25 protein-coding genes are annotated in these 26,186 nt (G+C 73.4%); 7 read left to right on the top strand and 18 right to left on the bottom strand.

Translation table 11 applies throughout. From position 1 onward, the window contains the following. Window positions 1-27: 27 nt before the first annotated feature. From OG937_13390 to OG937_13375, 4 genes are all read right to left on the bottom strand, one after another. Window positions 28-1,200 (bottom strand): DUF1996 domain-containing protein, encoded by a 1,173-nt coding sequence (locus tag OG937_13390; GenBank protein ID WUD72611.1) that lies wholly within the window; start codon window positions 1,198-1,200, stop codon window positions 28-30. Window positions 1,201-1,214: 14 nt separating this feature from the next. Further along, complete coding sequence (locus OG937_13385) at window positions 1,215-1,952, bottom strand: DUF4142 domain-containing protein (protein ID WUD72610.1); 738 nt, start codon at window positions 1,950-1,952, stop codon at window positions 1,215-1,217. Window positions 1,953-2,113: 161 nt separating this feature from the next. Next, window positions 2,114-3,469 carry a DUF692 domain-containing protein gene (locus tag OG937_13380; GenBank protein WUD72609.1) on the bottom strand — a complete coding sequence of 452 codons (1,356 nt, stop codon included), beginning with the start codon at window positions 3,467-3,469 and terminating at the stop codon, window positions 2,114-2,116. 93 nt (window positions 3,470-3,562) lie between these two features. Next, entirely contained in the window at window positions 3,563-4,369 is an 807-nt protein-coding gene (locus OG937_13375) for a peptidyl-tRNA hydrolase (protein ID WUD72608.1), read from the bottom strand. Here OG937_13375 and OG937_13370 point away from each other — a divergent pair. Genes OG937_13370 through OG937_13360 form a run of 3 tightly spaced genes read left to right on the top strand, consistent with a single transcriptional unit; the run spans window position 4,311 to window position 6,479 of the window. Then, window positions 4,311-4,985 (top strand): AIM24 family protein, encoded by a 675-nt coding sequence (locus OG937_13370; protein ID WUD72607.1) that lies wholly within the window; start codon window positions 4,311-4,313, stop codon window positions 4,983-4,985. The two genes, OG937_13375 and OG937_13370, sit on opposite strands and share 59 nt — an antisense overlap. Window position 4,986: 1 nt before the next feature. Next, a complete protein-coding gene (locus tag OG937_13365) occupies window positions 4,987-5,811 on the top strand; it encodes an ATP-binding cassette domain-containing protein (GenBank protein WUD72606.1) in 825 nt (274 codons plus the stop codon). Beyond that, window positions 5,808-6,479, top strand: coding sequence for an ABC transporter (locus OG937_13360; GenBank protein WUD72605.1), 672 nt, complete (start codon window positions 5,808-5,810; stop codon window positions 6,477-6,479). The genes OG937_13365 and OG937_13360 overlap by 4 nt, the downstream gene beginning before the upstream one ends. Window positions 6,480-6,497: 18 nt before the next feature. Here the strand turns inward: OG937_13360 and OG937_13355 are convergent, their stop codons facing one another. The 6 genes from OG937_13355 to OG937_13330 form a co-directional block, all read right to left on the bottom strand. Further along, window positions 6,498-7,121, bottom strand: coding sequence for a LysE family translocator (locus OG937_13355; protein ID WUD72604.1), 624 nt, complete (start codon window positions 7,119-7,121; stop codon window positions 6,498-6,500). Window positions 7,122-7,125: 4 nt separating this feature from the next. Then, window positions 7,126-9,195, bottom strand: a complete 2,070-nt coding sequence (locus OG937_13350; protein ID WUD72603.1) for a spermidine synthase — start codon at window positions 9,193-9,195, stop codon at window positions 7,126-7,128. A gap of 97 nt (window positions 9,196-9,292) precedes the next feature. Further along, window positions 9,293-9,700 carry a peptide-methionine (R)-S-oxide reductase MsrB gene (gene msrB, locus OG937_13345; GenBank protein ID WUD72602.1) on the bottom strand — a complete coding sequence of 136 codons (408 nt, stop codon included), beginning with the start codon at window positions 9,698-9,700 and terminating at the stop codon, window positions 9,293-9,295. Between the two features lie 14 nt (window positions 9,701-9,714). Beyond that, complete coding sequence (gene murC, locus OG937_13340) at window positions 9,715-11,106, bottom strand: UDP-N-acetylmuramate--L-alanine ligase (GenBank protein WUD72601.1); 1,392 nt, start codon at window positions 11,104-11,106, stop codon at window positions 9,715-9,717. A 79-nt stretch (window positions 11,107-11,185) separates the two neighbouring features. Continuing rightward, window positions 11,186-11,659 (bottom strand): indole-3-glycerol phosphate synthase, encoded by a 474-nt coding sequence (locus tag OG937_13335; GenBank protein ID WUD72600.1) that lies wholly within the window; start codon window positions 11,657-11,659, stop codon window positions 11,186-11,188. Between the two features lie 197 nt (window positions 11,660-11,856). Beyond that, window positions 11,857-12,633 carry a pyrimidine reductase family protein gene (locus OG937_13330; GenBank protein ID WUD72599.1) on the bottom strand — a complete coding sequence of 259 codons (777 nt, stop codon included), beginning with the start codon at window positions 12,631-12,633 and terminating at the stop codon, window positions 11,857-11,859. A gap of 86 nt (window positions 12,634-12,719) precedes the next feature. Between OG937_13330 and zapE the strand changes: the two genes are divergently transcribed. Both zapE and OG937_13320 read left to right on the top strand, forming a co-directional pair. Further along, window positions 12,720-13,823, top strand: coding sequence for a cell division protein ZapE (zapE, locus tag OG937_13325; protein WUD72598.1), 1,104 nt, complete (start codon window positions 12,720-12,722; stop codon window positions 13,821-13,823). A 151-nt stretch (window positions 13,824-13,974) separates the two neighbouring features. Continuing rightward, window positions 13,975-14,853 (top strand): polyphosphate kinase 2 family protein, encoded by an 879-nt coding sequence (locus OG937_13320; protein ID WUD72597.1) that lies wholly within the window; start codon window positions 13,975-13,977, stop codon window positions 14,851-14,853. A gap of 19 nt (window positions 14,854-14,872) precedes the next feature. Here the strand turns inward: OG937_13320 and OG937_13315 are convergent, their stop codons facing one another. The 3 genes from OG937_13315 to OG937_13305 are packed head-to-tail and all read right to left on the bottom strand — an operon-like array spanning window position 14,873 to window position 17,718. Next, the gene (locus tag OG937_13315) at window positions 14,873-15,010 is read right to left on the bottom strand and encodes a hypothetical protein (protein WUD79094.1); all 138 of its coding nucleotides are present in this window, start codon (window positions 15,008-15,010) and stop codon (window positions 14,873-14,875) included. A 13-nt stretch (window positions 15,011-15,023) separates the two neighbouring features. Continuing rightward, window positions 15,024-16,781, bottom strand: coding sequence for a malto-oligosyltrehalose trehalohydrolase (gene treZ / locus OG937_13310; GenBank protein ID WUD72596.1), 1,758 nt, complete (start codon window positions 16,779-16,781; stop codon window positions 15,024-15,026). 28 nt (window positions 16,782-16,809) lie between these two features. Beyond that, window positions 16,810-17,718, bottom strand: a complete 909-nt coding sequence (locus OG937_13305; GenBank protein WUD72595.1) for a GNAT family N-acetyltransferase — start codon at window positions 17,716-17,718, stop codon at window positions 16,810-16,812. Between the two features lie 238 nt (window positions 17,719-17,956). On the opposite strand from OG937_13305, the gene OG937_13300 reads away from it, so the two are divergent. Beyond that, window positions 17,957-18,511 carry an FHA domain-containing protein gene (locus OG937_13300; GenBank protein ID WUD72594.1) on the top strand — a complete coding sequence of 185 codons (555 nt, stop codon included), beginning with the start codon at window positions 17,957-17,959 and terminating at the stop codon, window positions 18,509-18,511. Window positions 18,512-18,533: 22 nt separating this feature from the next. On the opposite strand, the gene OG937_13295 is transcribed toward OG937_13300, so the two are convergent. The 5 genes from OG937_13295 to glgX all read right to left on the bottom strand — a co-directional run bounded on the left by OG937_13295 (window position 18,534) and on the right by glgX (window position 25,093). Further along, the gene (locus OG937_13295) at window positions 18,534-19,070 is read right to left on the bottom strand and encodes a hypothetical protein (GenBank protein WUD72593.1); all 537 of its coding nucleotides are present in this window, start codon (window positions 19,068-19,070) and stop codon (window positions 18,534-18,536) included. Between the two features lie 44 nt (window positions 19,071-19,114). After that, window positions 19,115-19,597, bottom strand: a complete 483-nt coding sequence (locus OG937_13290; protein ID WUD72592.1) for a VOC family protein — start codon at window positions 19,595-19,597, stop codon at window positions 19,115-19,117. Between the two features lie 83 nt (window positions 19,598-19,680). Then, window positions 19,681-20,406 carry a hypothetical protein gene (locus OG937_13285; protein ID WUD72591.1) on the bottom strand — a complete coding sequence of 242 codons (726 nt, stop codon included), beginning with the start codon at window positions 20,404-20,406 and terminating at the stop codon, window positions 19,681-19,683. 117 nt (window positions 20,407-20,523) lie between these two features. Then, the gene (gene treY / locus OG937_13280; protein WUD72590.1) at window positions 20,524-22,920 is read right to left on the bottom strand and encodes a malto-oligosyltrehalose synthase; all 2,397 of its coding nucleotides are present in this window, start codon (window positions 22,918-22,920) and stop codon (window positions 20,524-20,526) included. A 52-nt stretch (window positions 22,921-22,972) separates the two neighbouring features. Continuing rightward, on the bottom strand, window positions 22,973-25,093 hold the full coding sequence (gene glgX, locus OG937_13275) for a glycogen debranching protein GlgX (protein ID WUD72589.1): 2,121 nt from the start codon (window positions 25,091-25,093) through the stop codon (window positions 22,973-22,975). A 343-nt stretch (window positions 25,094-25,436) separates the two neighbouring features. On the opposite strand from glgX, the gene OG937_13270 reads away from it, so the two are divergent. Next, window positions 25,437-26,168: a Tat pathway signal sequence domain protein gene (locus OG937_13270; protein ID WUD72588.1), complete on the top strand. Its 732-nt coding sequence runs from the start codon at window positions 25,437-25,439 to the stop codon at window positions 26,166-26,168. Window positions 26,169-26,186 lie beyond the last annotated feature (18 nt).

Raw genomic sequence — 26,186 nt, 5'->3', positions numbered from 1 at the left:
GAATCGGGGGCGGCGCGGGCTACCGCGTCAGCCGCAGTTGCGGTTGCCGTTGATGCAGCTGACGACCTGGTTCATCAGGCGCGTCGGCATGAAGTTGGCGAAGTCCGCGTGGTCCGTGACCGGCTTGTGCAGCTGCTCGGGGAAGCTGTCGAGCGCGTAGTTCGGGCCCTGCGGGACCTTGTAGGTGAGCCGCATCTTCAGCTGGGGCACGGCCTTGAAGCCGGCCTGGCACTGCCCGGCACCGTCGGGGAAGACGATGTGCGTGCGGTGGTTGGCGCTGTCGGCGTTGGTCCCGTCCCAGCAGCTGGGGAAGTTCAGCGTGCGGACCACCCGGCTGCCCTGCGGGCACAGCGGGTACTTGTCGGTGAGCTGGCGGTTCTCGAAGCCGGTGCAGCTCCACGACGCCTTGGCGTTGGCCACGCCGTTGGTGAAGGACTTGGCGTCACCCATGATGATCCGCAGCGTGGACGGCATCGCCACCACCTTGGCCCTCGGGTTGCCCCCGAAGAGCAGCTGCACCGAGGTGGCCTGCAGGATGGTGCCGGTGTTGCCGTCGGCGTCCGGCGCGTCGTTGGCGGAGCGGGTGCGCAGCACCGGCCAGAAGTACGCCGACTTGTCCCCGCGGGCGCAGGTGGTGCCGGCCGCGGCCAGGGATTCGTTGGTCGAGAAGCCGTCGGTGCTCAGGTTGCCGACGTAGTCGTGGACGTGGTGCGCGCCGTTGGCGACGCCGGGGGCCACGATGAAGTTGTCGGGGTTGTGGTGCTTGTTCTCGTTGCGGCCGCAGCGCGCCGTGAACGTGCCGCGCGAGGCGCCCCGCTGGTTCGCCGCCCGCTGGACGTTGGGCTGAATGGAGCGGATGTCGGCGAAGTCCTCGGGGGAGGGGCCGTTGGTCTGCGTGCCGCCGCCGGCGGGCGCGGACGCCGAGGCCGAGGCGGACGCGGAGGGGGCCGCGGAGCCGTTCTGGCCGCCGTTGTTCTGCCCGCCGTTGTTCTGGCCCCCGTTGTCCGCCTTGGTGCTGTTCCCCGGGCTGGGGCTCTGCCAGCCGCCCGAGTGACCGGAGTTGGACCGCCAGTGGGCCGAGGCCGAACCGGTGACCAGGGCGAAGGTGCCGCCGGAGCCGAGCAGTGCCAGCACGGCTATCAGCACGAGTTGCTTGGTGCTCAACCTGCGCCGGTGGTTCATGTGTTGTCGTGTGGGCATCGGATCGCTCATTTCTACTGCGACGGCTGGGGGGACGAAGCCGCTGGGGGAAGTGAGTACGTCGGGGACGGGGTGACGATGAAGGTCGGCTCACCGGGAGCAGGGGAGACCGGCACCGCCGCACCGGGGTTGGTGGGGCTGGCGGTCGTGTCCACGGCGACTTGGTCGAAGTTGACCAGTCCGGTCTTCTCCAGAACGGTGATGTGGTCGAGCACCGTCGCGTTCGCCTGGTCGGCCAGTTCGCGCACCAGCGAATTGCGGGTGGTGGCGCGTACCTGGGCCACGACCGAGAACACCTGGCCGTGGGCGAGCCTCAGGATGTTCGCGAACTTCTGGTCGAAATCCGGTCCGGTCGCCGCGGACATGGTGGCCAGGAAGCCCATTTGCTGTGCTGTGGGCTGGTTGGGCAGGGTGATGCCCAATTGGGGCGCGATCGTGCGGCACGTCGAGTCGAGGTTCGTGTGTCCGTCGATCAGGTGCTGCCCCGCGCGCTTGACCGCAGGCGTCGTCCCCTTCTGCAGGGCCATCTGCCCGGCGGGGAACTCCCACAGGCCGGCCAGTCGGACCTTGGTGACGAAGGTGCGGTCCAGCTGGGTGAGCGGACCGTACTGCGTGGACACGGTCTGGGCGCCGGCCGCGGTCACGGCGGGGCTGTTCAGCCCGGACATGACGGGGTAGGCCAGCGCGGCGAGCGTGACCACGAGAGCCCCGACCACGAGGCTGAGTCCGGTGGCGTAACGGGTGGATCGCATGGGACCGCACGTTAGTGCGTTTGAAGCGTCCAGGGCGAGGAACAGTCACGTATTCGCGAATTCCAGGAATCCGGACCCGGTCCTTGGTACGTTGTTGCCTTTTCGCGCCCGATGGGCCCCGCCGCCATTCCCTTCGCAGGTCGGAGGCCCTTGGAAAAAGATTATGGCAGCTTTGAACGGAGCGTGTCCCGCATACGTATGAATACGTGTGAGGGCTGTCGCGGCGCCGGGAAAACCCTTCCGCGCAGACGCTGCCGCCAGGCCGGGAGCGGTGCCGGGCCCGAGCGTTCGCGCCACCACGCGGCCAGCCGCCTGGTGACCGCGGGGTCGTGCGGGTCGTCCCCGTCCAGGACGTACGCGGCGAAGGCCATGGCGTCGTGGCGGTAACCCCCGTCGAGCGGCCGCCGTGCGGCGTAGCGCAGGAACTCCGGCCGGTACGCGGCCCCCAGGATCTCCGGCAGCTCCGGCGCCACCTTGGCGACGATGCCGGCGCGCTTGGCGGCCAGCGCGCGGCTCTGCACACCGATCCGGGTCCGGTCGAAGCCCTCCGGCACCGGCGTCCCGGCCACGAGCGCCGACAACAGCGCGGTCTGGCGCAGCGCGAGGCGCTGACGGGCCGCCCCGGGCGCCGCGGCGACCCCGGCGGGCGCGGCCGGCGGCACATCCGCCCGCCGGCCCGTTCCCGCGTCCACCACGCGGCGTATCGCGGCCAGTTCGCGGGCCAGATCGCCGCCCGCGGGGAAGTCGTCGTCGCGCTCCAGCAGCACACCGGGCGGGCAGGCCCGCTCGTACAGCGCCGCCAGCACGTCCAGGACGGCCTCGGGGACGGGGTGCGCGTGGCTGTCGTGCCACACGCCGTCCTTCTCGACGCCGCCCGCCACGTGGACGTAGGCGATCGCGTCCACCGGCAGCGCGTCGAGCGCGGCGAGGGGGTCCTCGCCGCGGTTGACGTGGTTGGTGTGCAGGTTGGCGACGTCGATCAGCAGGCGTACCCCGGTCCGTTCGACGAGCTCGGCGAGGAAGGCACCCTCGCTCATCTCCTCGTCCGGCCAGGCCACCAGCGCCGCGATGTTCTCCAGCGCGAGCGGCACCGGCAGCGCGTCCTGCGCGATGCGCACGTTCTCGCACAGGACGTCCAGCGCGTCCCGGGTCCGCGGCACGGGCAGCAGGTGCCCCGCCTCCAGGTGCGCCGAGCCCGTCAGCTCCCCGCCGCCGCGTACGAAGGCGATGTGCTCGGTGACCAGCGGGGCGCCCAGCGCCTCCGCGCGCTGCGCGAGCGCGGCCAGCCGGTCCGCGCCGGGCCGCTCGGCGCCCCCGAGGCCGAGCGAGACACCGTGCGGGACGACCGTGACACCGCGCTCGCGCAGCCGCAGCAGGGAGTCGGGGAGATGGCCCGGGCAGACGTTCTCGGCGACCGCCTCGACCCAGTCGACACGGCCGGCCTCCGCCAGCGCCTCGACCGCCGCCGCGATCTCCGGCCGCCAGCCGATGCCCGTGCCCAGATACGAGTGCTCCATGCGCCCCCCTTCCTCCTGCCGGGGTTCTGGCCCCGTGCGGGGCGGGTGAACCCCGCGGGGGCGGGTTTCAGAGCTTGATTTGAGCTTGGCGCCTCAGCGGCGCAGCGCCGGGTGGTCCGCCACGACGGTGCACGACCCCGGGGCGATCTCGGTGAACCCGGCATCCCGCACCACGGGCAGCCCGGAGGCGGTGAGCGCCTCCCAGCCGGCCTGGGGCGCCGTGCGCACGGCCAGCGGGAATCCGGCGTCGCGCCACTGCGCGCGCTCGGCGGGGGGCAGTGCGAGCCAGGCGAGCTGGGCGCCGTGCCCGGCCTGCGCCATGGCCTTGCCGGCCGACATCTGCACCCCGGGGTTGAGCCAGAGCACGGGCGTCCCGGTCTCCGGCCCGGCGGGCGGCTCCGGGTCCTCCAGTTCCGTCCCGGACACCTGCAGCCGCGCCAGGTCCTTGGGCCAGCCGTCCAGCGGCACCGGCGGGAAGACGCGGACCTCGGCGGACTTGCCGGTGACCGTGATGCCGGGCAACGCCTCGGCCCGCAGCCACTCGGCGCCGCGCGCCCGCCGTACGACCTTGCGGATGCGGGCGTCCTCCCAGCCCCGTACCGCCCCGGCCCACTCCCCGTCCCCGGCGGTGGCGCGCTCGTCGGAGCGCAACAGGAGCACGGCACGGGCGGCCGTCTCCAGCGCGTCGGTCCGCGCCGGCGGGGCGGTCCGCTCGATGCGGACGACCAGGGGGAGGACGAACTGGGGAGCGGCGTCGCGAGGATCGGTTGTCACCTCGACAGTCTGCCACCCGCCCCGCAAGAGCTTGTCGGAGCCGATCCCTCCGGGCCAGGATGCCGGGGTGCACAGCGACCTCTTCGCGACCGAGAACACGGCGCAGCCGGCCACCGAGCCCGGCATGACCCTCCAGAACGCCAAGTCGATCAAGTACGCGGTGAACGGCGAGTGCCTGGCGCGCCAGGGCTCGATGATCGCCTTCCGCGGCAACCTGCAGTTCGAGGTGAAGGGGCAGGGCGTCGGCAAGTTCCTCAAGCGCGCCTTCACCGGTGAGGGCCTGCCGCTGATGTCGGTGCGCGGCCAGGGCGAGGCCTGGTTCGCGCACGAGGCCGCCAACTGCTTCGTCATCGACCTCGACCCCGGCGACAGCCTCACCATCAACGGCCGCAACGTGCTGGTCTTCGACTCGACGCTCTCCTACGAGATAAAGGTCGTGAAGGGCGCGGGCATGGCCGGCGGCGGCCTGTTCAACAGCGTCTTCACCGGGCACGGCCGCCTCGGCGTGATGTGCGAGGGCACCCCGATCGTCATCCCGGTCACCCCGCAGGCCCCGGTGTACGTCGACACCGACGCGGTCGTCGGCTGGAGCGCCCAGCTGCAGACCTCCCTGCACCGCTCGCAGAGCTTCGGCTCGATGCTGCGCGGCGGCTCGGGCGAGGCCGTGCAGCTGATGCTGCAGGGGGAGGGCTTCGTGATCGTCCGGCCCAGCGAGTCCACACCCCACCAGCCGTCCAACTGACGTGCGGCTGGAGGCGGTCGGCCGCCGGTACGGGGCGCGCGGACCCTGGGTGCTGCGCGGCGTCGACCTTGACGTGCCCGGGGGACGGGTGCTGCGCGTCGAGGGGGCGAACGGCAGCGGCAAGTCCACGGTCCTGCGGATCCTCGCCGGCATCGACCGCCCCACCACGGGCCGGGTCAGGGGGCGCCCGCGCACCGCGTACGTGCCCGAGCGGTTCCCGCCGGCACTGCCCTTCGACGCGCACGGCTACCTCGTGCACCTGGGGCGGGTGCACGGGCTCGGCGGCGCCGCCGCCGCCCGGCGGGCCGCGGAGTGGCTGGAGTGCTTCGGCATCGCCGGGTACGCCCGGACCCCGCTCGCCGAGCTGTCCAAGGGCACCTGCCAGAAGGTCGCGGTGGCCCAGGCGCTGGTGGCAGAGCCGGAACTCCTCGTCCTCGACGAGGCGTGGACGGGGCTCGACCGGGACGCGCGCACCGTCCTGGACGACGCCGTGCGCGCCCGGAGCGCCGCCGGCGGCACCGTCGTCTTCGTCGACCACGACCCGCGCCGGCTGGCCGGCGAGACCACGGAGGTCCACCGCGTCGAGGACGCCCGGCTCGTGCCGGTGCCCCTGGACGCCGCCGCCGGGCCGCGCGTCGTCATCGAGGCCACCGGCGGCGGGGAGCCGCCGGCCGGGCTCGCGTACGAGCCCGCCGCGCCCGGCACGCTCCGGGTGACCGTCCCTGTCGCCGGGTCCGACGCCGTCCTGCGGCGGCTGCTCGCCGCGGCCCCGCCCTGGCACATCCGCGCGGTCCGCCCCGCGGAGCCGCCCACGGAGTCCTCATGACCGCACTGCTGCACTACCGGACCGCCCTGCTCCTGCGGTCCTTCCGCTGGCTGCCGCCGCTCCTGCTCCACCTGGCCGTCATGGGGATCGGGCTGGCCGGGGGCCCGCAGCCGCTGCTGGACTCGCTCGGCTGGAGCGCCGCCGCGCTGCTCCCGGCCGCGGCCTGGCTGGTGCGGGTCAGCGTGACGGCCGAGCCGCCGGCCGCCCGCGCCTGCGTGGCGGCCGCCACCGGGCCGGGGCGGGCCCACACGGCGGGCGTCCTGGCGGCGCTGCTGTGCTCGGTGGTGCTGGGCACCGCGGGCACCGCCGTGGTGCTCGGCATCGCCGACCCCCGCACCACGGACCACCTGAAGGCCATCCCGGTGGCCCCGGCGGCCGTGGCCGGTCTCCTGGCCGCCCTGGTGACCGCGCTGCTCGGCACCGCCGTCGGCGCCCTCACCAACCCCCCGGTGCTGCTCCGCCCCGGATGGGCGGTGCCCGTCACGGCCCTCACCGCGGTCCTGGTCCTCGTCGCCGCCGGATCGCCCGCCAACGCGGCGGTCACCGGGCTCGTCACCGGTTCCCGCACCGGCGCGGTCCCGTTCCCGCTGGTTCCCCTCCTGCTCGCGGCGCTCGCCGCCGCGGGCGCCTGCTGGCTCGCGGCGTCGCTCAGCGCACGCCGCGGGTGAGGGGCAAGGCGCGGGCGCTCAGCCCTCCAGGGCCATCCGGACGCCCAGCGCGACGAGCACGCCGCCGGACACCGCCTCCAGGCGGCGCCGCACCGCGGCGCGGCTGAACACCGCCCTGAGGCGGTCGACGAACCAGACGTACGCCCCGTAGTAGCCGACCTCGTAGACCGCCCACAGCGCCGCGAGCCCGACCATCGTGGGGAGCTGGGGCGCGCCGGAGGGCACGAACTGCGGCAGGAACGACATCGCGAAGACCGCCGCCTTGGGATTGGCCAGGTTCATGCCGAGCCCGGCGCGGTAGGCCGCCCACGGGGTCACCGTCGCGTCCTCACCCGCCGCGGCCCGCTCGGGGTCCGGGCCGCGGCGGGCGGCACGCAACGCCTGGACGCCGAACCAGATCAGGACGGCGGCGCCGACGATCCGCACGACGTCGTAGGCGAGCTGTGAGGCCGCGAGGAGCGCGGTGAGACCGAAGGCGGCGCACAGCCCCCAGACGAACACACCGGTCTCGTTGCCGAGGACGGTCGCGAAGCCGGCCCGGCGGCTGCGCAGGGAGTGCCTGATGATCAGCACCGTGCTCGGCCCGGGGGCCGCGGCGATCAGGGTGCAGGCACCGAGGAAGGGCAGCAGGACGCTCAGCATCCCGTCATGGTGCTGCCGCGGGCCCCTCGCGCACCAGCCGGTTTCCGTGCGCCGTGGCGTCCTGCCGGCCCTGCCCCGCGCCGTCGCCGCCGGCGGGGCCACCGCCGCCGGACAGCCGCATCGCGACGCAGGCCCCGGCGTACAGCACGGCCACCAGGATCAGCAGCGCGCGGTAGCCGGTGAGCAGCGCGAGGTACTCCAGGGTGCCGCCGGTCAGCGCGCCCAGGAGGTTGGCGCCGAAGGCGGCGGTCGGGTCCGGTGCCTGGGCGAGGCGGTCGGAGAAGATCAGGTTGGCGCAGAAGATCGGCGCGAAGGCGAGCGCGACGGCCGCCGCCAGCCGTGCCGCGAAGGGCAGCGACAGCACGGCCTGCGCCGGGACCAGCCAGCCGACGGCGAGCGTGACGAAGAGCAGGATCTGCAGTGTCGTCTGGTTGAGCCGGCGCATGCGGCGCCGCACCTCGACGGCGGCCAGCACCGCCAGCAGCACCCCGATGAAGACGAGCGCGTTCACCAGCCAGGTGGTGCCGAAGTACAGGGCGAAGCCGATGACGTTCTTCGTCTCCAGCAGCAGGAAGGCCGCGCCCATCAGGAACATGTCGGCGTAGCGCAGCGTCCCGCGCAGCCGCACCCCGGCCAGCCGCACCGAGATCACGGTGACCAGCAGGATCAGGCCGAGCGCGCCGAGGTAGAGGCTCGGCACCGTGCGGTGCAGGAGGTAGGGGAACGGGTGGTCGTCGTCCGCGGGCGGCGGCACCGCCCCGCTGGGCCGCCAGACCGTCCCGCAGGTCTGGTCGGCCGGCGTCAGCCCGGCCACGAGGACCGCGGCGCGCTTGCTGTACTCCGTCATGCACGGGGCGTGCCCGAAGACCTGGTCCAGGCTGCCCGCGAAGCGGTCGATCAGCCAGTTCTGCCGGTAGTAGTTGTACATCGCGAACGCGCCGCCGGGCGCGAGGTGGTCACGCGCCGACTCGAAGGCCTGCTGGGTGAAGAGGTAGCTTTCCAGCCGCAGGTTGCTCGCCCCCGACACCAGCGTCAGCGAGTCGGGCAGAGCCAGCACGACGAGGTCGTACTTCGTCTTCGTCCGCTCCAGGAAGGCCCGCCCGTCGTTGATGTGGACGTGCACCCGCGGGTTCTCGTACGGCCGCGCGGGGTGCAGCTGCGCCCCGATCTCCTGCAGCCGCGGGTCGATCTCGACGGCGTCCACGTACTGCGCGCCGTTGGCCAGCGCGACGGCCACGTCGTTGCCGTTGCCCGCGCCGATCACCAGCACCTTGCGGTGCGGATTGTCCGGGGTCTCCCGGTAGGCCTGCTCGTACGGCGAGTTGGGCTGCTGCAGCACCTTCAGCGGCGCGATGCTCTGGTGCGGCACGCCGTTGGCGGCGATCTTGTACGTCCGAGAACTGGTGCCCGGCTCCGGGCGGGTCAGCTCGATCTTGTAGTACGGCGACCAGGACACCCCCGGCGCCAGCGACTCGAAGAGCAGCGCCAGGACCATCGCCGCCAGCGGCAGCGCGTACCGCAGCGTGTTCCGCCGGCCGCCGAGGACCAGCAGCGCCGCAGCGGCGATCAGCCCCCACACCAGGGAGGGCGCGCGCAGCCAGGACACCCCCGCGAAGGCCACCGAACCGGTCAGCGAACCGAGCAGGTCCCACCGGTACGCCTCCAGCGACGGCAGTTGCCGGAACAGATCGGCGGTGATCTTGCCGATCGCCATCATCGCGAACGCCACCAGCAGGAAGAGCACGGGCAGCGTCACCCACTGCGGCAGCCCGGTGGTCTTCACCGCCGTGAAGTAGATGATGTCGCCGCTGCTCTGCCGCACCTGGACCGGGAACTCCCGCACCAGCACCACGAGCACGGCCAGCGGCAGCGGCGCCCACCGCTTGAGCCACTGGCCGCGTTCCGCCGCGATCAGGAAGCCCAGCCCGATCCCCAGGAACGAGCCGAGCAGGATGAAGTTGGAGAAGTAGCTCAGATGGACGACGTTCGCGCCCGCCCACCGGATCAGCGCCAGTTCGACGAAGAGCATGGTGGCGCTGGCCAGCAGCAACCTGGCCCGTACGTGGTGTTCCATGCCGGGCCACGTTGCCAGCCGGTGGGCGGGGAGTCGACGGACGCGCCCCGCGTGGCGCGTCGGCCCACGCGAGGGGCCTAGCCGTCGGATTTCGTGATCAGTCCTCCACGGGGGCCAGCCGCAGCGAGATCGAGTTGATGCAGTACCGCTGGTCCGTCGGGGTGTCGTAGCCCTCGCCCTCGAAGACGTGGCCCAGGTGCGAGCCGCAGCGGGTGCAGCGGACCTCGGTGCGGACCATGCCCATCGAGCGGTCCTCGATCAGCTCGACGGCCTTGCTGTCCTTCGGGTCGTAGAAGGACGGCCAGCCGCAGTGCGACTCGAACTTGGTGTCCGAGGTGAACAGTTCGGCGCCGCAGGCGCGGCACGAGTAGACGCCGCGGGTCTTGGTGTCGGTGTACTCACCCACGAAGGGACGCTCCGTGCCCGCCTGGCGCAGGACCGCGTACTCCTGCGGCGTCAGCTCCTGACGCCACTGCTCCTCGGACTTGTCGACTTCGTACGCCATGGTCCTCCCTCTCCTCAGTTCTCCAGGCGCGCGAGGATGCGCGGACCGAGATCGGTCACGTCGCCCGCGCCCATGGTGAGAACAAGGTCACCGGGCTTGGCCATTCCGGCGACGACCTCGGGGACCGCGTCCTTGTCGTGTTCCGCGGTGACGTCGGCGCCCGCCGCGACGGCCGCGTCGATGATCAGGTCGCTGGTGATGCCGGGGATCGGGTCCTCGCGGGCCGGGTAGATGTCCAGCACCACCGAGGCGTCGGCGAGCGCGAGGGCCTGGCCCATCTCGCGGCCCAGCTCCTGGGTGCGGCTGAACAGGTGCGGCTGGAAGACCACGACGATGCGCCGGTCGTCCGCCGCCTCGCGCAGGGCCTGCAGGTCCGCGGTCATCTCGGTCGGGTGGTGCGCGTAGGAGTCGATGACCTGGACGCCGGCGGCGGTGCCCTTCAGCTGCAGCCGGCGCTTCACCCCGGTGTAGGTGCCGAGCGCCTTGGCCAGGTCCTCCGCCGGGACGCCCAGCGCGACGCCCGCGGCGAGGGCGGCGACCGCGTTGTGGGCGTAGTGCCGGCCGGGCACGGAGACGGTGAAGGTGTGCTCCTCGCCGTCCAGGCGGACGGTGACCTCGCTGGACATCCCGTGCGGGGTGACCCGCAGGATCCGCACGTCGGCCTGCTCGTCCTCGCCGACGCGCACGACGGTCAGCCCCTCGCGGCCCGCCACCCGGGCGGCCAGCTCCCGCGCGCCGGAGTGCTCGCCGACGACCAGGGTGCCACCGGGGACGATCTTGCCGACGAAGACCTCGAACGACTCGTGGATCTCGTCCATCGACGCGTAGTTCGCGTGGTGGTCGAGCTCCACGTTGAGCACGATCGCCACCTCGGGGTCGTACTTCTGGAAGCTGCGGTCGCTCTCGTCCGCCTCCGCCACGAAGATCTCGCCGGTGCCGTGGTGGGCGTTGGAGCCCGGGGCGTCCAGGTCGCCGCCGATGGCGTACGACGGGTCCAGGCCCAGCGCGGACAGGCTCACCGCGAGCATGGAGGTGGTGGTCGTCTTGCCGTGCGTGCCGGCCACCGCGATCGGGCGCGAGCCCCCCATCAGCGCCGCCAGCGCGTCCGAGCGGTGCACCACCGGGATGCCACGCTCGCGGGCCGCCACCAGCTCCGGGTTGTCCTCACGGATGGCGCTGGAGACGACCACGCAGGTCGCGTCCTGCGCGAGGTGCGCGGCCGCGTGACCGATGTGGACGGTCGCGCCCAGCTCGCGCAGCGCCTCGGCCGTGTCGGAGTCCTTCGCGTCGCTGCCCGCGACGGCGGCGCCGCGCTGGGTCAGGATCTTCGCGATGCCCGACATCCCGGCCCCGCCGATCCCGATGAAGTGCGGTCGGTCCATACCGGGGGGAAGGGTGGGGCTCATGCGAGGTGCTCCCTGGAACTCACGAGGTCGGTCGTCGGCCGTCCCCGATTCTTCCACCAGTCGGGGACACGGCGTCCGCTCAGTCCTCCGCGTTGTGGGCGAACAGCTTCAGCACCGGCACGCCGACCTTGTGCCGGGCCCGGGAGGTCCAGTCACGGTGGAAGAACTCCTCCACCAGGTGCGGGGCGGTCAGCACGATCACCTCGTCGGCGTGGGTCTGCTCGACCACCGACTTCATCAGCTCGATGGGGTGCCGCTCGACCACCTCGCCCACCGCCTCGCAGCCCGCCTCGCGCAGGGCGGTCAGGCTGTGGCTCAGCGCGCGCTCGGCGGGCATCAGGGCCTTGTCGCCCTCCGGGCGCTCGCGCTCGTGGACGGCTTTGTCGAGTTCGCCGAGGGCGACGTCGTCGATGGCCCGCAGCAGCCGGTCCTGGTCGCCCCGTGGCTGCATCAGGACGACGAAGGAGACGGGCTCGTCACCGTGGAGCGTGGTGACCAGTTCCACATCGGCGGGGACGAGCGGCTGCTCGATCATGAGTACGGTCGTGAACACGGACGCGTCCTTCTCTCTCGCGGGCCGTCGGGCCTGCCACGGAAACCATCCTGCCCCGTCCGGGCGCGGGGCACGCGGGGACATCCGTTCCCGGGCCGTGGCACGCGGACAAGTGCGGGGCGGGCAATCGGCGCCATCCGGGTGAGGCCGGTGGCGCGGGCGGCCGGTGGCCGGTCCCGGTCGCACCGGGGGGCCGGTCAGCCGCGTACGTAGCGGGTGAACAGGAAGCCGTCCTCCTCCAGGATCGACACCGGGGTGTAACGGACGGGGTCGGTGATGCCGGGCCCGTTCATGATGCGCATGGCGTCACCGGCGGTCAGCAGCGGGGCGATCGTCAGGCACAGCTCGTCGACCACCCCGGCCGCGGCGAACTGGGCGAGCAGCCGCGGCCCGCCCTCGGTCAGCATCCGGCGCAGCCCCAGCGCGGCCAGTTCGCGCACCACGCGCGCCGGCTCCACGCCCGTGCCCGAGCCGGCCCGGACGACCCGCGCCCCCGCCTTCTCGGCCGCCGCGACCCGGTCGGCCGGGGCGTCCTCGCCGGTCAGCAGGAGGGTCGGCACCAGCGGCTCGGTGAACAGGGGCAGCGAGAAGTCCAGGTCGAGCCGGGCGCTCACCACGGCGATCGCGGCGGCCGGGCCCTGCCCCGCCGCGGCCCTGCGGTCCGCGAAGGCCTCCCGGGCGCGCGCCGGGCGGTAGCCCTCCTGCCGCACCGTCTCCGCGCCGACGACCACCACGTCGGCCAGGGCCCGCAGCACCCCGAACACCCGCATGTCGGCGTCCGAGGACAGCGGCTGGGAGCGCCCGTCGTGCCGGGCCGCTCCGTCCAGCGACGACACCATGTTCGCGCGCAGCCAGGGCGCCCCGCCCGCGGGTTCCGGGTACGCGTAGGCGTCGGCCAGCGCCTCCGGCGTGTCCAGGGTCTCGGCGGGTGCCGGTGCGGCAGCGGTCGCGGGGGCGGGGAAGAGGCGGCGCATGGCTGCAGTCTTCCACGCCCTCCACGCAGTGGGGTCGGCCACACGGCGGCGAGGGGACCACCGGCGAGGCACTAGGCTGGAGTGCTGTGTCCTCGTCCTTCGCCGCCGCGCAAGAAACCAGCCCGATACCCGGCGGGACGCCGCCCGTCTCGCTGAGCGGACGTGAGCCGCACGTCCCGGTGGACCGGCTGGTGGCCGAGATGGTGCCGCCGCCGCGCTTCGACTCCGTACGGTTCGACACCTACCTCCCGGACCCGAAGCAGCCGAGCCAGGCCGAGGCCGTCGGCACGCTGCGGGCCTTCGCGGAGGGGCTGGGCGCCCCCGCCGACGGCGGGCGCAAGCGCTGGTTCCGGCGTCAGGCCGCCCCCGCCGCCCCGGCCGGCCCCGGCGGGGTCTACCTCGACGGGGGCTACGGCGTGGGCAAGACCCACCTGCTCGCCTCGCTGTGGCACGCCACGCCCGCGCCGCGCGAGCAGAAGGCCTTCGGCACCTTCGTGGAGCTGACCAACCTCGTCGGCGCCCTCGGCTTCCAGCAGGCCGTGCAGGCGCTCAGCGGGCACCGGGTGGTCTGCATCGACGAGTTCGAACTCGACGACCCCGGCGACACCGTGCTCGTCTCGACCCTGCTGGGCAAGCTGGCCGACGCCGGGGTGAAGCTGGCCGCGACCTCCAACACCCTGCCCGGCAAGCTCGGCGAGGGCCGGTTCGCGGCCGCCGACTTCATGCGCGAGATCCAGGGCCTGTCCGCCCGCTTCCGGTCGCTGCGCATCGACGGCGAGGACTACCGCCACCGCGGCCTCCCGCAAGCCCCCGCGCCGTACACAGACGAGCAGGTCACCGCTGCCGCGGGCCGCACCCCGGGCGCCTCCCTTGACGACTTCGGCGCCCTCCTCGCCCACCTCGCCCGGGTCCACCCCAGCCGCTACGGCGCGCTCTGCGACGGCGTCGAGGCGGTCTTCCTGCGCGGCGTCCACCCCGTGGAGGACCAGGCCACCGCGCTGCGCCTGGTCGTCCTGGCCGACCGGCTCTACGACCGCGAGGTCCCCGTCATGGCCTCAGGCCGGCCCTTCGACGGCATCTTCAGCGAGGAGATGCTCGCCGGCGGCTACCGCAAGAAGTACTTCCGGGCCATCTCCCGCCTCACCGCCCTCGCCCGCGACGCCAAGCGCCTCGCCACCCCGGAGGCCTGAGCCCCCTGCGGTGCGCGCGGCGCCCGGGCCGTGACACCCGTGACACCCGTGGCCCCCGGCCGCGTTGGCGGCGCCGGGGGATCCGGCGCACCCTCGGATCACCGGACCGGAGCCCGCGGGGAGCGGGGAGGGTCCCCCGGAGGGAGGCGCGGTGACGAAGCGGAGCCCGGACACCGCATCCGGAACCAGGCCCGGGCTGCGCGCGAAGCTGCGGGTCCCGTCGGGCGGCGGCCCCGTGCGGCTGCGGTCGTACGACCCGCGCGCCACGCCGGGCGGTCCGGCGGGCAAGGCCGAGGCGCTGGCGTGCGTGCCGTACGCACGGGACCGGATCACGGCGCTGCAGGAGCGGCTCTTCGCGCAGAGCACGGCGGGCGACCCGCGTTCGGTCCTCGTCGTCCTCCAGGGCATGGACACCTCGGGCAAGGGCGGCTCGGTGCGGCACCTCGCGAGCCTGCTCGACCCCGCGGGGTGCCGGATCACCGCCTTCAAGGCCCCGACGGCGGAGGAACAGGCCCACCACTTCCTGTGGCGCGTCGAGCGGGCCCTGCCCGGTCGCGGGCGGATAGGCGTCTTCGACCGCTCCCACTACGAGGACGTCCTCGTGCCGCGGGTCAGGGGCCGGGCACCGCGCTCGGTGTGGGAGGAGCGCTGCGAGACCATCAACTCCTTCGAGGCCTCGCTCGCCGACGACGGCGTCAGCGTCGTCAAGGTCTTCCTGCACATCAGCCGCGACGAGCAGCGCACCCGCCTGCTGGACCGGCTGGACGACCCCTGCAAGCACTGGAAGTTCCGCCCCGGCGACCTGGAGGACCGGGCGATGTGGCCCTCGTACCAGGAGGCGTACGAGGACGTGCTCGGCCGCTGCTCCACGGAGGCCGCGCCCTGGTACGTCGTCCCCGCCGACCGCAAGTGGTACCGGAACTGGGCCGTCGGGCGGCTGCTGATGGAGCACCTCGACCTGATAGACCCGGTGTGCCCGCCCGCGTCCTTCGACGTCGAGGTCGCCCGCAAGCTGCTGCTGGAGGACTGACCCCACCGGGCCGCGCGGCTCAGCCGCTGCAGGCCGTGCGCTGGGCCTCGTGCCAGGCGCAGACCGGGCAGAGGGTCGGGCCCGGCTGAGAGTCGGGGTACTCGGTCGGGTCGCCGCAGTGGACGCAGATCGCGCGGGGCTCGTCGTCGGTCGTCACCCGATCAGGGTAATCAGCGCTCACGGAGCACGGCGACCGAGTGGCCGGGCAGGTGGAGGCAGCCGGTGTCGGCGGGCGGTGGTCCGGGACGCCAGGCGGCGACCGGGACGTAGCCCGGCGGGTCGGCGCGGCCGGGGTGGTGGAGGGGGACCAGCGCCTCCTCGGGGGAGAAGTTGACGGCGATCCGGAAGCGTCCGCGATCCAGCCGCAGGGTGTGCTCGCCCGCGGTGACGTGGACGGCGTCCAGGGCCGGGTCGGTCAGCTCGGGCTCGGCGTGGCGCAGCGCGATGAGCCGCCGGTACCAGGCCAGCAGTTCCGCGTGCGGCTCCCGGGCGGGTTCGGACCAGTCCAGGCAGGAGCGCAGCCGGGTCGCCGGGTCCTGGGGGTCGGGGATGTCCTCGGCCTTCCAGCCGTGCTCGGCGAACTCGCGGCGGCGGCCCCGGGTGATGGCGGCGGCGAGCTCGGGGTCGTCGTGGTCGGTGAAGAACTGCCAGGGCGTGCGGGCGCCCCACTCCTCGCCCATGAAGAGCATCGGCGTGTACGGGGAGGTGAGGACGAGCGCGGCGGCCGCGGCGAGCAGCCCCGCGGGGACGCTCGCGCCGAGGCGGTCACCGGTGGCGCGGTTGCCGATCTGGTCGTGGGTCTGGGTGTAGGCGAGGAAGCGGTGGCCCGGGGTGGTCGTCAGGTCGACGGGGCGGCCGTGGACGCGGCCGCGGAAGTTCGAGTGGGTGCCGTCGTGGAAGAAGACCCGGCGCAGTGCCTTGGCCACGGCGGTCACCGGGGAGACGGCGAAGTCCGCGTAGTACGCCTGGGCCTCGCCGGTGACGGCGGTGTGCAGGGCGTGGTGGAAGTCGTCGTTCCACTGGGCGTGCACACCCAGGCCGCCGGCCTCGCGCGGGTCGGTGGTGCGCGGGTCGTTGCGGTCGGACTCGGCGATCAGGAAGAGCGGGCGGCCGACCGCGGCCGACAGGGCGTCGACGGCGGTGGAGAGCTCCTCGAGCAGGTGCACCGCGCGGGTGTCGACGAGGGCGTGGACGGCGTCGAGCCGCAGTCCGTCGAGGCGGTAGTCGCGCAGCCAGGACAGGGCGCTGCCGACCAGGAAGTCGCGCACCTCGTCGGAGCCGGGGGCGTCGAGGTTGACGGCGTCGCCCCACGGGGTGTGGTGGCGGTCGGTGAAGTACGGGCCGAAGGCGGGCAGGTGGTTGCCCGAGGGGCCGAGGTGGTTGTGGACGACGTCCAGCACCACCCCGAGCCCGTGGCCGTGCGCGGCGTCCACGAAGCGCTTGAGCCCCTCGGGGCCGCCGTAGGGCTCGTGCACGGCCCACAGCGACACGCCCTCGTACCCCCAGCCGTGCGTGCCGGGGAACGGGCAGAGCGGCATCAGCTCGATGTGGGTGATCCCCAACCCGGCCAGGTACGGCAGGTGTTCGACCGCCGCGTCGAAGGTGCCGTCGGTGGTGAAGGTGCCGACGTGCAGCTCGTAGAGGACCGCGCCGGGCAGCGGGCGGCCCGCCCACTCATGGGCCCAGGCGAAGCGGTCGTGGTCGACGACCGCGCTCGGGCCCTCCGGCCCGTCCGGCTGCCGCCGGGAGCGGGGGTCGGGCCGCGGCGGGCCCCCGTCCAGCGCGAAGGCGTAGCGGCTGCCGTGCCCGGCGGGCACGTCCGCGTACCACCAGCCGCGCCGTTCGGGGTCGCGCTCCATGTCGTGAGCCCGGCCGTCGACCCGTACCTCCACCTCACCGGCGTCCGGTGCCCACACGTCGAAGCGCATGGGCACCATGCTGCCCGCCGTCCGGGGGTCACACCAGGTTGACGCGCTCCCCGGCGACCGGATAACCCGCCTTGGCGAAGTGCGCCGCCATCGGCGCGTTGCCCTGGTCGGTGGCGGCGGCGATCCGCTCGGCGCCGTGTCCGGCCAGGTCGTGCGTGCACTCGACCAGCAGGTCGTAGGCGTAGCCGTGGCCGCGCTGCTCCGGCAGGACACCGATGAAGCCGACGCAGAACGCACCCGGGTTGCGCCCCGGCACCTGGATGCCGGCGAGCTCGCCCTGCGGGGTGTACGCAAGGCGCCACCACTCGCGGGGCGACTGCAGCCAGTTGAGGAACTCCAGCTCCTCGCGGGCGGCCGCGTCCGGGCCGTGCAGCCGCACCATGCGGCGGGTGTGCGCGTCGAGGCTGCCGACCCCGATGCGCCTCAGTACGTCCAGGATCACGGCGTCGTCCGGCTCCGGCCGGTACTCGAGCCGTCCGGTGCGCTCGGGCAGCCCGCACTCGGGGGTCCAGACGTAGCGGTAGCGTTCGACGAGCAGCTCCATGCCGGAGACGATCGCCGCGTCGATGCGGGACTGGGCGGCCTCGCGGACCTCGCGCCGCTCCCGCCAGCCGGGCGGCAGCACCAGCTCGTACTCGGCCTTGAGCGGCGCCGTCCGCAGCAGCTGCACGGCCGCGTCGGCGTCGGTGAAGTCGAACCAGTCGAGCGCTATCGGCTTGTCGTCGGCCGGAGCGGCCCACCAGGCCGCGCGGGCGACCACGACGCCGTCGCGCAGGGCCACCCACGTCCAGTCGGGGCGGTACTCGCCGCCCTCGTCGGTCATGACGTAGGAGTGACCCATCAGGGACCGGCCGACCAGGCCGTGGTCCTCGGGGGTCAGGGAGTGGAAGAGATGCGATTCGCCCGCGACGAGCGGGCGGAAGACCAGATCGGTCATGAAGGAGAAGTCCTCACGGAAGAGCGGAGCGCTCCCGGTCAGACGGAGTACGCCCTGCGGACAACGGGGCGGGAGCGCGGAACGGTGAACAGGCACATGGCTTCCGCCTCCTTCCTCGGTCAAGGGCGTGCGCCCACCGTAGCCATCCGGCCTCCGCGGCGTCCACGCAATTAAGGGCGGCGCCGCACGGGCCGCACCTTCTGGACACCCCGGCCTCCGCGGCCCGACAATCACGCAGGTGAGCTATGAGTTCCCCACGCACCCGGCGCGTCCCACGGACGCCGAACGCGAGCGCGCCATCGAGGTACTCCGCGAGGGGGCCGTCGACGGGCGGCTGTCGCACGACACCTTCGTGCGCCGCATGGGACTCGCGCTCACGGCCCGCCACTCCGACGAGTTGGCCGCCCTCGTCGCCGACCTGCCGCCCGGACAGGGGCGTTGGGCCCGGCTGACCGGTTCGATCGTCCGCGCCGTCACCAAGACGTCGGCCTTCCGCGCCCGCATGCGGCAGGCCTGGGCCGTCCAGCAGCTGCCGCCCCTGCTGCTGCCCGCCCCCGGCCCCTTCCCGGTGCGGATCGGCCGGGACCTGTCGTGCACCTTCCGGCTCAGCCACTCCTCGACGTCCCGTTTCCACGCCGAGCTCAGCCACGAGGGCGGGCTGTGGGTCCTGCGCGACCTCGGTTCGATGAACGGCACCTGGGTCAACGGCCACCGCGTCATGGGTGCCGCCGCCGTCCGCCCGGGCGACCAGGTCACCTTCGGCGCGATGAGCTTCCGCCTCACCACCGCCTGAGGCCGCGCCGGGCCTTTGGGCCTCAGGGCCGGAACAGCGGCTCGTACGGCTCGTGATCGTCGTCGTCCACATACGGCAGGAAGTCCGGCGCCGTGCGCGCAGCCGTCGCCTGCAGCCGGGCGACGACCTCCTCGACCGGAGGGAGCGTCAGCCCGAGGGCCGCAGCCACCTCTTCGCGCTGCCGGTCCAGGTCCGGGTGGTCCTCGCGCACCTCGGACTCCAGCTCCTCCCGGGGGAGTCCCGAGTCCACGTCCCGCCACCACATCGGGCAGGACACGATCAGCTCGACCGCCTCCGCCAGGTCCGCGCCGATCAGCGCCGCCTGCCCCTCGGAGTCCGCGTACACCACGGGCCGCTCGGCGTCGCCGGGCTCACCGCAGAGGAAGAACGTGCCGCCGGCGCCGTCGCCGGCTATGGGGCGCATCACGAGGCCGGAGGGCAGGCGCACGTCCTCGACCGGGTCGCGGCGGGTGATGTCGAAGTCACCGGGCCAGGCGAGGTGCTGTGCCGCGACCGGGTCGTTCTCGATGCGGATGAGCAGGGCTTCCGAGGCGTCCATGGCAGGACGCTAACAGCGGGGTCCGACAGTCCGGCCCGCGTCGCTCAGGCGGTGCGGGACCGGAGCACCGGCTCGCGGCCGCCCGCGAGGCGCAGGACCTGCCCGCGGCACGGCGGCGGCCCTTCGTCGGCGGTCGCGAAGCGCAACTCGTGGCCGTCCGGGTCGCGCAGCTGCGCGAGGAGCCAGCCGCGGGCGGTGCGGACGACGGCGCCGCGCGGTTCGCCGAGCGCGTCCAGACGGGCGGCCAGCGCCTCCAGCGCGGGGAGGTCGGGGACGCCCAGGGAGAACCACGCGAAGCCCGCGGAGGCGGCGGCGAGGGCGGGGTCGTGGCGCAGGCACAGCACGGGTCCGCCGCCGGGGTGGGCCATGGCGATGCCGGCGAAGGCGCCGCCCTCCGTGAACTCCGCGATCCGGTGGTGGCCCAGCACCCGCTCGTACCACGCCTCCGACCGGGCCGGATCGCCGACGGGCAGCGTGACGTGGTGCACCCCGGCGAGACGCGGGATGAAGGGAATATCGGTATACATGCCGCATACCGTACAGTGCGCCCGGTCGTGCGCCGCGGGGGCAGCAACGGCGTGCCGCACGGCGGTTGACGGTCCGTCAGTGACTAGCCAACCGTGCCGCCGGGGTCGACGACGACGTCGTAGGCCGGCGTGGTCAGCGAGTGCAGGGGCGAGTCGAGCTTCTCCGTGCGCAGGATGTAGGTGCCCGGCGCCAGGTCGGCGATCGGCTGGTACCGGCCGGTGAACCAGGGCTCCGTCCCCGTCCAGTAGCCGGACCCCAGGCTGTGCTTGAGGACCCACCCGCCGGGCAGGACGACGGCCGGGTACACCGGCCCCAGCGCGTCCTGGGTGAGGGTGAACGACGGTCCGGCGTACGCGTCCGCGCCGGGCGCGGTGGGCAGGGTGAACGAGAAGTACCGGACGTTGAAGGGCGAGCCCGGGGTCAGCGGCGCGCAGCCCTCGGCGACCACGGGACCGTCGACGACGCCGAGCTGCAGCGGGTTGGTGAAGGTGCCGCTGCCGGGCAGGGTGCCGCAGCTCGTCGTCCGGGGGCCGCCCGCCGGCGCCCCGTCCGGTTCGCCGGACGGACCGGCGCCGTCGGAGGGGGCGCCGGCCGGCGTGCCGTCCTCGGTGACCACCGCCTCGGACGGCTCCACGGCGGACGGCGACGGCGCGGTGCTCTCCGGGACGGGCGAGGTGCTGTCCGGAGCGGTCACGGAGGGTCCCGTCGACGCTGATTGCGCGGCAGCCGTGCGGACGGGGGCGGACCCGCCGCCGCAGCCGCTCGCCAGCAGTGCGGCGGCGAGTGCCGGCACCCACTTCCGGAGCATGGACGTCCCTCCCCCCGCGCCGCCGGGTGGTGCCCCGACGGCGCTCAATGGGCGGGACATTACCGGCTTTCGTGCTCCGTATCCGTCCGTACCGGATCTCTCCCGCCCACCGGGACCTCACTCGTCCACGTCGCGCACCAGCAGGCCCACGGGCAGCCGGTCCAGCAGCTCCGCCAGCGGCACCACGGCCTGGAACGGACGGCCCGTCAGCACCTCCGTCCAGACCCCCTCCGGCAGCACCAGCTCCGTGCCGCGCCAGCCCCCGGCGTCCACGAGGCGCCGGGACAGCCGGGTGACGACCGTGAGCGCCCGCCCGCCGCGGACGAAGGCCACGCAGTGCTCCCCGGCCGGGCCGCGCGCGTACAGCGGCTCGTACGAGGCCTCCGGGCCGGTGAACCACTGCGGGCGAGCCCGGCGCAGGCGCAGCGCGAACTCGGTCACCCGCCGCTTCTCGCTCGGGTCGCCCTCCGCGGTGCCCGGGTCGTACGGGCGGCGGTTGGCGGGGTCGACGAGCAGCAACTGCCGTTCCTCGTCGCCCTGGTAGACGTCGGGCACGCCCGGCATCGTCAGGTGCGCCAGGTGCGCGCCGAGGACGTTGACGCGTTCGGGCCCGCGCAGGGCGCGGTCGATGCGCCCGGTGGCGAAGGCGGCCGGTCCGCCGACCAGTTCGCGGACGAAGCCGGTCAGCTCCTGCTCGTACTCCGGACGCTGGTCGGTCCACGAGGTGCGCAGGCCCGCCTCGCGCTCCGACTTGAGCATGGTGGCGGCCACCGGCTCGGCGGCACCGGGGTCGCAGAAGACCGCCGCGTACTGCCAGGCCTGGTACTCCGCATGACGCGCCGGGAGCGGGACCCCGCGGTGCTCCAGGTACTCCCGCAGGTCCGCCGAGACCTCGCCCAGCCAGCCGGCCCACTCGCCGGGCAGCTCGCTCAGCGCGGCGAGCCGGGCGCGGACGTCGGCGCTGCGCTTGGTGTCGTGGGTGGAGCGCACCGTCCCGGTGAGCGGCCATTCGCGCCGCAGCCGCTCGCAGAAGGCGTGGAAGTCCTCGGGCGAGGTGGCGGGACGGTCCGGCTCGCGGCCGACCTCGTTGAGGCTGAGCAGGGGGTGGTAGCGGTAGAAGGCGGTGTCCTCGGCGGACTTGGCGCGCAGCGCCGAGGAGACCTGGGCGAAGCGCACCACGAAGTCCGCGGCGGCCTCGCCGCCGCCCGGGTGCCGGCCCAGGGCCAGGTCGCACACCGTCCCGGCCGCCGGGTGCCCGGCGGCACCGGCCGCGGCCTCCAGCAGGGCGGTGTCCTCCGCGTCCGCCGGCTCGCCGGGGACGACGTACGGGCGGTAGCGCGGCAGCCGGACGAGCGTCGCCTCGATCGCCTCGCGCAGTGCGGCGGGCTCCAGCCCGGTGGCGCGGACCGCGGAGCGGGTCAGCCGATCCACCTCCGCGGCCAGGTCGTGCGTGACGATGCGTTCGGCGGCGGCCCGTACGGTGGGTTGCCACTCGCCGCCCGCGTCGGCGGGGGCGGCGGTGAACCCGCGGTAGAAGGCGGTGATCTCCTCGACGCCCGCCGGGTCGGTGAACAGCCCGTCGAGGCGGTCCAGGGCGTCGTAGCCGGTCGTGCCGGAGCAGGCCCAGCCGGCCGGCAGCCGTTCGTCGCCGGTGAGGATCTTCTCCACGACCGTCCAGCGGCCGCCGGAGGCGTCCGCCAGCCGCCGCAGGTAGCCGGCGGGGTCGGCGAGGCCGTCCGGGTGGTCGATGCGCAGGCCGTCGGCGACACCCTCGTCCAGCAGGCGCAGCAAGGTGGCGTGGGTGGCGGCGAAGACCTCGTCGTCCTCGACGCGGACCGCGATGAGCTCGGAGATGGTGAAGAAACGCCGGTAGTTCAGCTCGGTGCGGGCCTGTCGCCACCAGGCGAGCCGGTACCACTGGGCGTCGACCAGCGCGCGCAGCGGCAGCCCCTCGGTGCCGGGGCGCAGCGGGAAGGCGTGGTCGTGGTAGCGCAGCACCCGCTCCCCGGCGGCGCGGTCGCGCTCGACGCGCAGGTCGGGCAGCACCTCCTCCAGCGGGCCGCCCAGCACCGGCAGCAGCAGCCGGTCGCCCTGCGCCGCCCAGTCGACGTCGAACCAGCGCGCGTACGGGGACCGCGGCCCGTCCCGCAGCACCTCCCACAGCGGCCGTGCCAGATGCTCGGGCGCCGGCACGGCCATGTGGTTGGGCACCACGTCCAGGACGAGCCCGAGACCGTGCGCCCGGGCGGTGCGCGCCAGCGCGCGCAGCCCCTTCTCGCCGCCGAGCTCCTCGCGCACCCGGGTGTGGTCGACGACGTCGTAGCCGTGCGTGGAGCCGGGCACGGCCTGCAGCACGGGGGAGAGGTGCAGGTGGGAGACGCCGAGCGCCGCCAGATGGGGGACGACGGCCTCGGCCGCGGCGAACGGGAAGTCGGGCTGGAGCTGGAGCCGGTAGGTGGCGCTCGGCACGGAGGGGACGACAGCGGTCGGCGGGATCGCGGCGCTTTCTGTCATGGAGGACTGACTACCCCGCCGACCGGTACGCCCATCACATCGGGCGGCACGGTTACGCCGGGCGCTGCAGGACCACCATGCTGCGGTCGGCCAGCCGCAGCCGGTCCCCCTGGGTCACCTTGCGCCCCGAGCCGGGGGCCACGCCCTCCGGCCGCTGGGTGTCCACGACCACCTGCCACTCCTTGCCGTGGTTCACCGGGACCACGAAGTCCAGCGGCTCGTACCAGGCGTTGAACATCAGCAGGAACGAGTCGTCGCAGATCCGCTCCCCGCGGTCGCCGGGCTCGGAGATCGCGCTGCCGTTGAGGAAGACCACCAGGGCGTTGGCCTGGGCCTCCTGCCAGTCGTCCTGGGCCATCTCCTCACCCTCAGGGGTGAACCAGGCGATGTCCGAGAGTTCGTCGTGCGTGCCCTCGACCGGCCGCCCGTGGAAGAAGCGGCGGCGGCGGAAGACGGGGTGGTCGCGGCGGAGCCACACCATCTGGCGGGTGAAGTCGTGCAGCCGCTCGGTGTCCGCGTCGCCCTCCTTGGGCCACGGCACCCAGGCCAGCTCGTTGTCCTGGCAGTAGGCGTTGTTGTTGCCCTGCTGGGTGCGGCCGAACTCGTCGCCGTGGGCGAGCATCGGCACGCCCTGGGAGAGCAACAGGGTGGCGATGAAGTTGCGCATCTGGCGCTCGCGCAGGGCGAGCACGTCCTCGTCCTCGGTCTCGCCCTCGGCGCCGCAGTTCCACGAGCGGTTGTGGCTCTCGCCGTCCCGGTTGTTCTCGCCGTTGGCCTCGTTGTGCTTGTCGTTGTACGACACCAGGTCGCGCAGGGTGAAGCCGTCGTGGCAGGTCACGAAGTTGATGGAGGCGAGCGGCCGGCGGCCGTCGTCCTGGTAGAGGTCGGAGGAACCGGTCAGCCGGGAGCCGAACTCGGCCAGCGTGGCCGGTTCGCCGCGCCACAGGTCGCGCACCGTGTCGCGGAACTTGCCGTTCCACTCCGTCCACAGCGGCGGGAAGTTGCCCACCTGGTAGCCGCCCTCGCCGACGTCCCAGGGCTCGGCGATCAGCTTCACCTGGCTGACCACCGGGTCCTGCTGCACGAGGTCGAAGAACGAGGAGAGCCGGTCCACCTCGTGGAACTGCCGGGCCAGGGTCGCCGCGAGGTCGAAGCGGAAGCCGTCGACGTGCATCTCGGTGACCCAGTAGCGCAGCGAATCCATGATCATCTGCAGGACGTGGGGGCTGCGCATCAGCAGCGAGTTCCCGGTGCCGGTGGTGTCCGTGTAGTAACGCGGGTCGTCGGCCAGCCGGTAGTACGAGGCGTTGTCGATGCCCCGGAAGCACAGCGTCGGCCCCAGGTGGCTGCCCTCGGCCGTGTGGTTGTAGACCACGTCGAGGATCACCTCGATGCCCGCCCGGTGCAGCTCGCGCACCGCCGTCTTGAACTCCAGCACCTGCTGGCCGCGGTCGCCCATCGAGGCGTAGGCGTTGTGCGGGGCGAAGAAACCGATCGTGTTGTAGCCCCAGTAGTTGCGCATCCCCGCGTCCACCAGCCGGTGGTCGTGGACGAACTGGTGGACCGGCATCAGCTCCAGCGTCGTGACGCCCAGCTCCGTCAGGTGCGAGATCACCGCGGGGTGGGCGAGCGCGGCGTAGGTGCCGCGGATCTCCTCCGGGAGCTCCGGGTGGAGCATCGTCAGGCCCCTGACGTGCGCCTCGTAGATGACCGTGCGGTGGTAGTCGATGCGGGGGCTGCGGTCCTCCGCCCAGTCGAAGTACGGGTTCACCACCACCGAGGTCATGGTGTGGGGCGCCGAGTCCAGGTCGTTGCGGGACTCGGGCTCCCCGAAGCGGTAGCCGTACACCGCCTCGTCCCAGTCGATCGTCCCGCTTATCGCCTTCGCGTACGGGTCCAGCAGCAGCTTCGCGGAGTTGCAGCGGTGGCCCCGGGTCGGCTCGTGGGGGCCGTGGACCCGGAAGCCGTAGCGCTGACCGGGCATGATGCCCGGGAGGTACGCGTGGCGGACGAAGGCGTCCGCCTCCCGCAGCTCGACGGCGGTCTCCGAGCCGTCGTCGTGCAGCAGACACAGCTCGATCCGTTCCGCGGTCTCCGAGAAGACCGCGAAGTTGGTGCCGGCGCCGTCGTACGTGGCGCCGAGGGGATATGCCTGACCCGGCCAGACCTGCATGTCGTCGACTCTTCCACTTGTCCGCCGGGCGCCGGTAGGCCGCACCCCGGCCACTTCGGTGCCGAAAAGGGCATCGTCACGCAATTGGGCCCCTCCGGGCATGGAATCGCCAAGATCTTCCCCGTTACGGGTGTCCCAATTCCCCTGCCTGCCGCAAGAATCCACCGTCCCGGGGCAACCTGTGCCGTCGAGGTCCCGTCGATAAGAGTGACAGTACGACACAGGGGAGATTTAAGTGACAGATCAGGGGGAAAGCCGCTCCTTACCGCGAAAGGGAGGGGTCGGGCGCGGTCTCAGGCGCGCCCTGTGGGGTGGCGGCGTCGCCGTCGCCGCCACCACGGTGATGATCGCCGTCACCCTGCCGCGTGACGCCGCCGGCGACGACCACTCCACGACGGGCGGCCCCGCCGCCGCGTCGGGAGCGCCGGGGCAGCAGGACGCGGGCAGCGGTGGCGTGATCGAGGACGACGCGCCCCAGGGCGGACAGCAGACCGGTCGCGGGCCTCTGACCAAGGCCGAGGTCGACCGGGCGAAGTCCATAGCCCTGCAGCGCGACGCGCTGCGCAGCGCGGAGGACGTGGACGGGGAGCGCGGACCGGAGTACCTCGACACCGACCTCGCCGAACCGGCCGACGCCACGGAGGCGTCCGCGGACGGGGCCCGCCGGGTCGAGGTGCTCTTCTACGACTACGGGCACGACCGGCTCGTGAAGAAGACCGTCAACCTCACCGCCGGCACCGTCGAGCACACCGACACCGCCACCGGCATGCAGCCGCCGCCCTCGAACGACGAGACCCGGGAGGCCGCGGAACTGCTCATCCGGGACGCCCTCGGCAACGGCCTCCGCGCCGACTTCACGGCCGCCACCAAGGGCCGGGAGCTCACCTCGCCCGACCAGCTGCGGCTGCGCGGCATCTCGTTCAACACCGCCGAGCAGTCCGCCCCGGCCGGTTTGGCCAAGTGTGGTCAACACCGGTGCGTACGGCTGTTCACGCAGGTGAAGGACGGGCCGTGGATCGATACGACCCATCTGGTCGTCGACCTCAGCGATCGCACCGTCGGCCGAATCCACTAAGAGCGGAGACCCAGCAAC

The sequence above is a fragment of the Streptomyces sp. NBC_00510 genome (genome assembly GCA_036013505.1).
Taxonomy (GTDB): domain Bacteria; phylum Actinomycetota; class Actinomycetes; order Streptomycetales; family Streptomycetaceae; genus Actinacidiphila.
This window is presented reverse-complemented; position numbering and strand designations above follow the sequence as displayed.